This window comes from Micromonospora sp. NPDC047753, assembly GCF_040642735.1.
In the GTDB taxonomy this organism is placed as follows: domain Bacteria; phylum Actinomycetota; class Actinomycetes; order Mycobacteriales; family Micromonosporaceae; genus Micromonospora.
Genome location: NZ_JBEYSL010000350.1, coordinates 1 through 7,497, shown reverse-complemented (window position 1 = coordinate 7,497; position 7,497 = coordinate 1). Strand labels below are relative to the sequence as shown.

The window sequence follows — 7,497 nt, the reverse complement described above, 5'->3', positions numbered from 1 at the left end:
CTCGTCGATCACCTGAACCCTGTTGAGCATGGACAGGTCGATGACGACCCCACCGTTGTTGGACGAGGCTCCGGAGAGGCCGTGCCCGCCGCTGCGGACCGCGATGGGCAGCCGCTGCTCCCGCGCGTAGCGCAGCGCGTCGACCACCTGCGCGGTCGTCTTCGGCAGCAGGACCGCGGCCGGTGACGCCGACCTGGTGTACGTCGAGCGCAGTTGCGCGTACCGACGGTCGCCGGGCGTGACGATCTGCCCCCGGAGGGAGTCGGGCACCCGGGCCATGGCGGTGCTCATCGTCGCCCCCGCAGCTGGCGCGTCGGGCGTCCGGGATCGGTCATGGCCCAAGGATGAGCGGGCATGCCGGCCTCGACAAATTCGGTGGACCGGTGTCCGCTGGTCACCGCGGGGCGTGACGCTCGCCGGGACCGGGGAGTGGCGCGAGAGGGTGACCGGAATCTCGGACCGGTTCCCCGCCCCCGGCTCGGGAGGCCAGTGGCGTGCCCGGCGCCACCGTGATCGGCGATGACGCTGGGACGGCCGGTCCGGCCGGCGCGAGGAAACCACCGACCGGACCGGTCCTGGTCAGCGCAACGGGGTCGGCGACACCGTCGGTCGGCCCGGCACGCCGGGCGGGCCCGGCGGATTCGACGGGCTTGGTGAGGCGGTCGGTCCGGCCGGCACACCCGGTGCCCCCGGCTTGCCTGGCACGCCCGGCGGAGTCGACGGGGTCGGCGAGACCGTCGGCCGTTCCGGTACGCCGGGCGGGCCAGAGGGATTCGCGTCCGCGCCACCGGGGCTCGGCTCGACAGTCGGCACCGCGGCGGGCGCGGACGGGGTTGGTACGGGTGGGCTGGGCACGGCCGCCGGACCGGCCGGACTGGGCACGGCCGGGGGAGGCCCGTCCGAGCCGGTCGCGGCGAGGGCGAGCGGAGTGGCGATCAGGATCGCCGCCAGGGTGCTCACCGCCCCCACTGCCACCGTGGCGCGACGTCTGTTGCGCACCCGCCGTTCCGCTCGGCTCAACTGGTCATGCACGATCGGTGCCTCCTCGGCCAGGTCGGTGAGGGTGGAGCGGATGAGGTGCTCGAAGGGTTCGGTCATCGCCGTACCTCCAGCATGTCGACGTCCGGCAGCAGGTCGCGCAGTCGCTTCACCGCTCGATGGGTACGGCTGCGCACGGTCCCCACCGAGCAGCCCAGCAACTCGGCCACCCGGGCTTCGGGGAGGTCCTCGTAGTAGCGCAGGACCACCACCGCCCGCTGCGTCGGTGGCAGGTGGCGCAGCGCGGCCCGCATCGCCAACCGCACGTCGGAGCCGCCGCTCGGGTCGCCGCCGACCGGTTCGTCCGCCGGGTTGAGCGGTGTCTCCCGCCACCGGCGAAGTCGCCGCCACCAGCTGATCTGCTCGCGGTACATCACCACGCGCAGGTAGCCCTCGGGGTCGGCGTGCCGAATGGTTCCCCACTTCGGGATGGTCCGCGCCAACGCCGACTGGAACAGGTCCTCGGCGGCGTTGCGGTCCCCGGTCAGCAGGTACGCGACCCGCATCAGCGCCGGAGTCCGGCTGCCGACGAACTCGGCCAGCCGCGCGCGCTCGTCCTCGTCCACCCACCACCCCCGTTTCGTTGTCACAGATACAGACGCCCCAGGTCATCGTCGCTATCCACGATCGGTGGGGTTTTTCGGCCCGAAAGTGTCGGTCGTGCCGGGTAGCGTCCGGCCACCAACTGAAGAAGGGGTGCGGCGGATGACGAGCGTGGCGGGTTGGGCGGCGGCGTCGACACCGGGTGCGTTTCCGCCGCTGCCCCGCGCGGTGGCGCAGTCCTTCTACCGCCGGATGCGGGCCGTCGCGCCGGCCGCCGTGGGCGCCATCGAACGGGACCGGGCGGGCGACCGCGAGCAGAGCTTCCCCGACACGGCCTGCGGCCGGTTGGCCGGCTCACTCGACGACGCGGGCCTGCGGGCCCTCGGGATGTGGACGCACCACTGGTGCATGCGCTTCTACGACGACGACACGAGCGTTGGCCGGCGGTTGATCCGCGAGATCGCCGCGCGGCCTGGGCTGGGCTGGACGGCCGACGAGGTGCGTTGGATGCTGCGCGAGTCGGTCTCGGCCGGTCCGGCCGCCGCCGACCGGTTCACACTGCCCCGCGCCGCCGCCGGGCAACTGCCCCTGGCCGACCGTCGGGCCCTGGGTCACTGGCCCGAGGTCGAGGTGCCCCGCCAGCGGCGGCCCGACCAGTCTAGTTGATCATGGCGGGGTCCGACCGCCACCCGCGGCTGGCGGTCGGCCCCACACCGAGCGCACCGGAGACCGGCTACGGCAGGATGGACGCCGCACCGCCCTCGACGGAAGGACGCTCCGATGCCCGCCAGCGAACCGACCATCATCGCCACCAGCATGGGCTTCTTCCGGGGCGACCGCGGGCCGTACGACCTGCGCCCCAGCCCGGTCTTCGAGCTGGCGGCCGAGTTGGCCGAAGCCGGTCCGCAGCCGCGGGTCTGCTACCTCGGGCAGGCCGTCGGCGACCAGCCCACCTCGCTGACCGCCGTCTACGGCGCGTTCGCCGACACCCGGTTCCGGCTGTCACACCTCGCCCTGTTCCCGATGCCGAACGTCGAGGACGTCCGCGCCCACCTGCTCGCCCAGGACGTGATCTGGGTCGGCGGCGGCAGCGTGGCCAACCTGGTCGCGGTGTGGCGGGTGCACGGGCTCGACGAGATCCTGCACGAGTGCTGGCAGGCCGGCGTGGTGCTGGCCGGCGTCTCCGCCGGCTCGATCTGCTGGCATGTCGGCGGTGCCACCGACAGCTTCGGCCCCCGACTGCGCGGCTTCACCGAGGGCCTGGCCTGGCTGCCGTACGGCAACGGGGTGCACTACGACAGCGAGGGCCAGCGCCGCCCGTTGATGCACGAGCTGGTCGGTGACGGCACGCTCCCCACCAGCCACTGCACCGACGACGGCGTCGGCCTGGTCTACCGCGGCACCCAGCTGGTCGAGGCAATCGCGGACCGCGAGGGCGCCTCGGCGTACGAGGTCAGCCGCGGCGCGGACGGCAGCGTCCGGGAGGCGGTCATCGCCCCCCGCCGGCTCGGCTGAGCCTCACGCCTCCTCGACCGGCTGTCGGCTGCGCAGCACCGCGTCGAAGACCTGGGCCAGCTCGGCGGCGTCCTCCCCGGCGTGGTGCGTGTGCGGCATGTCGTGCAGGCCCAACTCGTGCTTGATCGTGTCCTGGCGGGTCCGGGCCCAGTCGCTGCCGGTCAACCCCATCCAGTAGCTGCGGAGATCAACACCGGAGCCGGTCGCACCGAACGGGCTGTGCCCGACGAAGCGGACGAAGTACCAGTGCACGAACATGCCGTCCCAGACGGCCGGGGCGGCGAGGAAGACCGGACGGCCGACCCGGCGCAGCCCGTCGACCCAGGCCGCCGCGGCGGACATCGCCTCCTGCGCGGTGGGTGCCTCCCGCAGCAGCCGGTCCCGGTCCAGGCCGGAGACGGCCAACGCCGCCGGGACGAACTCGTCGGAGATGGGACGCAGCTCGGTGTAGAAGGTGAGGTCCGGGCGGCCGGCCACGGCCATGCCCAGCGAGATCATGCTGTACGGCCCGGGGATCGGCCCGTCCGCCTCCACATCGACGGCGATGTACAGCTCGGGCAACGTCGAGGTCATCCCACCTCCAGCAGCGGAACGTCGAACCGGGAGACTAGCAACGCCTGACGGGGCGTGGTGGGAGCGACGATCGACCAGCGGCGCGGCGACGAATCGGAGCCGCGTGGACCGGCCCGGCCGGGACCGGCGTAAGCTGGCCCGTCGTGAGTCTCACCATCGGCATCGTCGGCCTGCCCAACGTCGGCAAGAGCACGCTGTTCAACGCGTTGACCAAGAACGACGTGCTGGCGGCGAACTACCCGTTCGCCACCATCGAGCCCAACGTCGGCGTGGTCGGGCTGCCCGACGAGCGGCTGGGCAAGCTGGCCGAGATCTTCTCCTCGCAGAAGGTGCTGCCGGCGCCGGTGTCGTTCGTCGACATCGCCGGCCTGGTCCGCGGCGCGTCGAAGGGGCAGGGCCGGGGCAACGCCTTCCTGGCCAACATCCGGGACGCCTCGGCGATCTGCCAGGTCGTCCGGGCCTTCTCCGACCCGAACGTGGTGCACGTCGACGGCAAGGTCTCCCCGGCCGACGACATCGAGACGATCAACACCGAGCTGATCCTCGCCGACCTGCAGACCCTGGACAAGGCGCTGCCCCGGTTGGAGAAGGAGGCCAAGCTCCGCAAGGACCGGGCCGCCGCTGTCGCCGCCGCGAAGGCCGCGATCGAGGTGCTCGACGGTGGCACCACGCTCTACTCCGGGGCCGCTGCCGCCAAGATCGAGCTGGAGCACCTGCGCGAGCTGCACCTGCTCACCACCAAGCCCTTCCTGTACGTCTTCAACGTCGACGAGGCCGAGCTGGCCAACGAGACGTTCCTCGACGAGCTGCGCGCCCTGGTCGCCCCCGCCGAGGCCATCTTCATGGACGCCAAGATCGAATCTGAGCTGGTGGACCTGCCCGAGGACGAGGCCCGCGAGCTGCTGGAGTCGATCGGGCAGAACGAGCCCGGCCTCAACCAGCTCGTCCGGGTCGGCTTCCGCACCCTCGGCCTCCAGACGTACCTCACGGCCGGCCCCAAGGAAGCGCGCGCCTGGACCGTCCCGGTCGGCGCCACCGCGCCGGAGGCCGCGGGTGTGATCCACAGCGACTTCCAGCGCGGCTTCATCAAGGCCGAGGTGGTCTCCTACCAGGACCTGGTCGAGCACGGTTCGATGGCGGCGGCCAAGGCGGCGGGCAAGGTCCGCATCGAGGGCAAGGAGTACGTCATGCAGGACGGCGACGTGGTGGAGTTCCGCTTCAACGTCTGAGGCTAAGAAGTAGGAGCAAGGCAGCGTGGCAAAGCTAGACACCGCTTGGGCGATTGCGGAGATCGACAAGTTCCTACATGTGACGGAACGGGTCCCGTCAAGGCATCCGAACGTCCTGGGCGTGTTCATGCGTGGCCCTCAGACAGAAGCGTCAGAGCGGGCGCACGTTGTCGAGCAGATCCTTGATCGGGCTCTTCCCGGTTGGAGCAGGGACCGTCCGGCCAAGGACGTTGAGTATCGGTGGCTGCGCGACCAGGCATCCCGGGGTAAGGCCGCGTTGAAGCGTTCGGCGGAGCTTGCCGAGAAGCTCGGGGACAACGCTCCGGACATGGGGGCGGGGAATCTGCACCCCTGGGCGTGGGAAAGCGGTCGGTCTTTCTGGAACAACGGCCACTATCACCAGGCCGTCATGCAGGCTGCCATTCGCATCAACTCCGAAACCCAGGCCAAGATCGGGCGGGTGGATGTCTCGGAGACCAAGCTGTTCAACGAGGCGTTCTCGTTAGACGAGCCGAAACCCGATGCGCCTCGGCTCAGGCTGAAGCCGGATGACGGCAGCGACACGTACAAGAGTCTCCACCGAGGAGCCAGGGCGTTCGCTGAAGGGTTGTACGCGGCGATCCGGAACCCCGGTATGCACACTCCGCCTCCTGCAGACGGCGGTGAGGAGCAACTTGCCCTTGAGCAGTTGGCGGCATTCAGCCTCCTCGCCCGGTGGGTAGATCAGGCAACCATCAAGCGGGTCTGAAGTTGGCTGACTACGTTCCGCAGATCATCACGGCCGTTGGCACCATCGCCGGTGCGCTCGGGGGCGTGGTGGTGACACAGCACCATCAACGCCGGACGGCGGCTATGGAGCGCGCCGACAAGCGCCGGGCCGAGCTCCGGAGCCACATCGTTGAGTTCCTGATCAACGCCGATGAGTGGGCCTCCCACATGGACATCGTGATCGTGGTGATGTGGAAGGCCGCCGACCACGACATGATGGAGCTGAGCAACAGCGAGATTGCCAAGCGGTCCGGTGAACTCCGGTACGCGGTCACTAGGGAACTGAAGCACCTCCTGGGACTAGTCGGTGACCCGCACCTTCAGCGGTCGGTGCACGTCTTCCACGATCTATGGCTCACCATGTCGGATCAGATGATGGGTCCCGTTATCGACAAGAGGCGTAAGTCTGATTCCGAGGCTGTGACAGAGGCTTTTGAGTACCTCGGCCGCCTCCGCCGCGCGACGACCGACATCCGGAACGCGGCGTTGCCCTTGTTGCGGGTCGCCGTCGAAGATCCCCAATCGGTCAGGTGGTGGCAGATCCAACGCCGTAGAGCCGCGCGCCGCGCACTTCCCCGCTGATCGCGTTCGTTGCAGGCAGCGTCAGTCGGACGTCGTTACCCATCGTTCGGCTGGTCGGGCGGGATCAACTTCCGGCGGCTCAGTCGCCCTACCTGGAGCCGCCCAGGACGCGCCGCTTGGTGAGACAGCGCCGCTGAGTCAACGAGCACCGGCGTCGGATCGTAGCGCGTGATGAAGGGCTTCCGGCACGGCATTGAGGACCAGCGCCGCTCGATCCAGGACACGCTCCTGGGCCTGACCGCTGACCTCCCCAGCTTCGCGGCTGGACGGCCGCGCGGTGGGGACAGGGCCTCGGCCACCAACCTGGGCGGCGGCCGACCGGATCGGATCACCGAGGGCCTTGAACAGCGGTGCGACCGGGGATTGGATACCTGTATAGGTGGGACCAATGTTAGACGTTCGTGTTTTGCGCCCAAAAGAAGCGATCTATGAGCCGGCGTATAGCTGATCGGTGAGGTGGCAGTCGCATCTTTTGTCGTGCTGATATCAGGTCAAGGATGCCAGGGTCAAACACATCGCGGCAGGGCAATATGCGCTCGTGGACGTCGCCTACGGCGTCGATGACTTGGATCTTCAAGTCAAAGACTCGGAACTTGAGAAGTGCGTCTACTTTAATTGTGCCGCCAGTCGAGGGTCGTTCTGCGGTTCCTGTTCCAAGGGGGTAGCCCTCGCCGACGAAGTAAAGGAAGTAGTCAATATGGCTTAATAGGCCCACGGTCGATAAAGAGCTTCGTAGCTTATCGTAGCCAATCCATGATGGATTTTCGCTTCCGCTAAAGGCTATTCGATATTCGACGGATCGCACGATCGCGAGATTTGCAGCCGCATTGAAGATCGATAACCTTAGGACGTTGTCTTCATGGCTGAAGGGGAAGGCCGCTTCCTCGGATTCCGCGAGATTAATGCCCCACCCGATTGCCGGGCGAACAGTCTGAGCGTATTGTGCCCGAGTAACCAAGTACAAAAAGAAAACCGTTACGATGGTGGCGGCAGATTGAAGATCGAGCACCCTTAACTTCCAGGGCCAGTGGCTGGTCATGCCGGCTGGGAGGTTTTGGCGCACTATCTCCCAAAGAAGCAGAATGCTAACAAAGGCGGTCACGACAATCGGCAGAAGGAAAAGTGTGCGCCGTCTGCGGACGATCTTTTGTGCGGGTGGACTGCTCTTGCCGAACGTCAGCGCTTCAAAGGCCTCCATGCTTCAACTATGCATTGCAGCACAAGTTGATCAGCAAGGGCGACTCGGGTA

General features: G+C 68.2%; 10 protein-coding genes. 5 read left to right on the top strand and 5 right to left on the bottom strand.

What is annotated here, in order from left to right:
• The 3 genes from ABZ749_RS24965 to ABZ749_RS24955 form a co-directional block, all read right to left on the bottom strand.
• Window positions 1-291, bottom strand: a 291-nt coding sequence (locus ABZ749_RS24965) for an FAD-dependent oxidoreductase (RefSeq protein ID WP_357231810.1), incomplete at its 3' end; no start/stop codon positions are given.
• A 288-nt stretch (window positions 292-579) separates the two neighbouring features.
• Window positions 580-1,098, bottom strand: a complete 519-nt coding sequence (locus ABZ749_RS24960) for a hypothetical protein (protein WP_357231807.1) — start codon at window positions 1,096-1,098, stop codon at window positions 580-582.
• Window positions 1,095-1,604 (bottom strand): SigE family RNA polymerase sigma factor, encoded by a 510-nt coding sequence (locus ABZ749_RS24955; protein WP_112583752.1) that lies wholly within the window; start codon window positions 1,602-1,604, stop codon window positions 1,095-1,097. The genes ABZ749_RS24960 and ABZ749_RS24955 overlap by 4 nt, the downstream gene beginning before the upstream one ends.
• Window positions 1,605-1,743: 139 nt before the next feature.
• Here ABZ749_RS24955 and ABZ749_RS24950 point away from each other — a divergent pair, with 139 nt between their 5' ends.
• Together ABZ749_RS24950 and ABZ749_RS24945 are read left to right on the top strand one after the other, a co-directional pair.
• Window positions 1,744-2,247, top strand: coding sequence for a hypothetical protein (locus ABZ749_RS24950; RefSeq protein ID WP_357231804.1), 504 nt, complete (start codon window positions 1,744-1,746; stop codon window positions 2,245-2,247).
• A 114-nt stretch (window positions 2,248-2,361) separates the two neighbouring features.
• On the top strand, window positions 2,362-3,096 hold the full coding sequence (locus tag ABZ749_RS24945) for a peptidase E (protein WP_357231801.1): 735 nt from the start codon (window positions 2,362-2,364) through the stop codon (window positions 3,094-3,096).
• 3 nt (window positions 3,097-3,099) lie between these two features.
• Here ABZ749_RS24945 and ABZ749_RS24940 read toward each other — a convergent pair whose 3' ends face one another.
• The gene (locus ABZ749_RS24940; protein WP_357231798.1) at window positions 3,100-3,669 is read right to left on the bottom strand and encodes an exonuclease; all 570 of its coding nucleotides are present in this window, start codon (window positions 3,667-3,669) and stop codon (window positions 3,100-3,102) included.
• A gap of 143 nt (window positions 3,670-3,812) precedes the next feature.
• Between ABZ749_RS24940 and ychF the strand changes: the two genes are divergently transcribed.
• The 3 genes from ychF to ABZ749_RS24925 are packed head-to-tail and all read left to right on the top strand — an operon-like array spanning window position 3,813 to window position 6,248.
• The gene (gene ychF, locus ABZ749_RS24935) at window positions 3,813-4,898 is read left to right on the top strand and encodes a redox-regulated ATPase YchF (protein ID WP_357231795.1); all 1,086 of its coding nucleotides are present in this window, start codon (window positions 3,813-3,815) and stop codon (window positions 4,896-4,898) included.
• Window positions 4,899-4,923: 25 nt separating this feature from the next.
• Window positions 4,924-5,646, top strand: coding sequence for a TIGR02391 family protein (locus ABZ749_RS24930; protein WP_357231791.1), 723 nt, complete (start codon window positions 4,924-4,926; stop codon window positions 5,644-5,646).
• 2 nt (window positions 5,647-5,648) lie between these two features.
• Window positions 5,649-6,248: a hypothetical protein gene (locus ABZ749_RS24925; RefSeq protein ID WP_357231788.1), complete on the top strand. Its 600-nt coding sequence runs from the start codon at window positions 5,649-5,651 to the stop codon at window positions 6,246-6,248.
• 391 nt (window positions 6,249-6,639) lie between these two features.
• Here ABZ749_RS24925 and ABZ749_RS24920 read toward each other — a convergent pair whose 3' ends face one another.
• Window positions 6,640-7,446 carry a hypothetical protein gene (locus ABZ749_RS24920; RefSeq protein WP_357231785.1) on the bottom strand — a complete coding sequence of 269 codons (807 nt, stop codon included), beginning with the start codon at window positions 7,444-7,446 and terminating at the stop codon, window positions 6,640-6,642.
• Window positions 7,447-7,497: the final 51 nt, after the last annotated feature.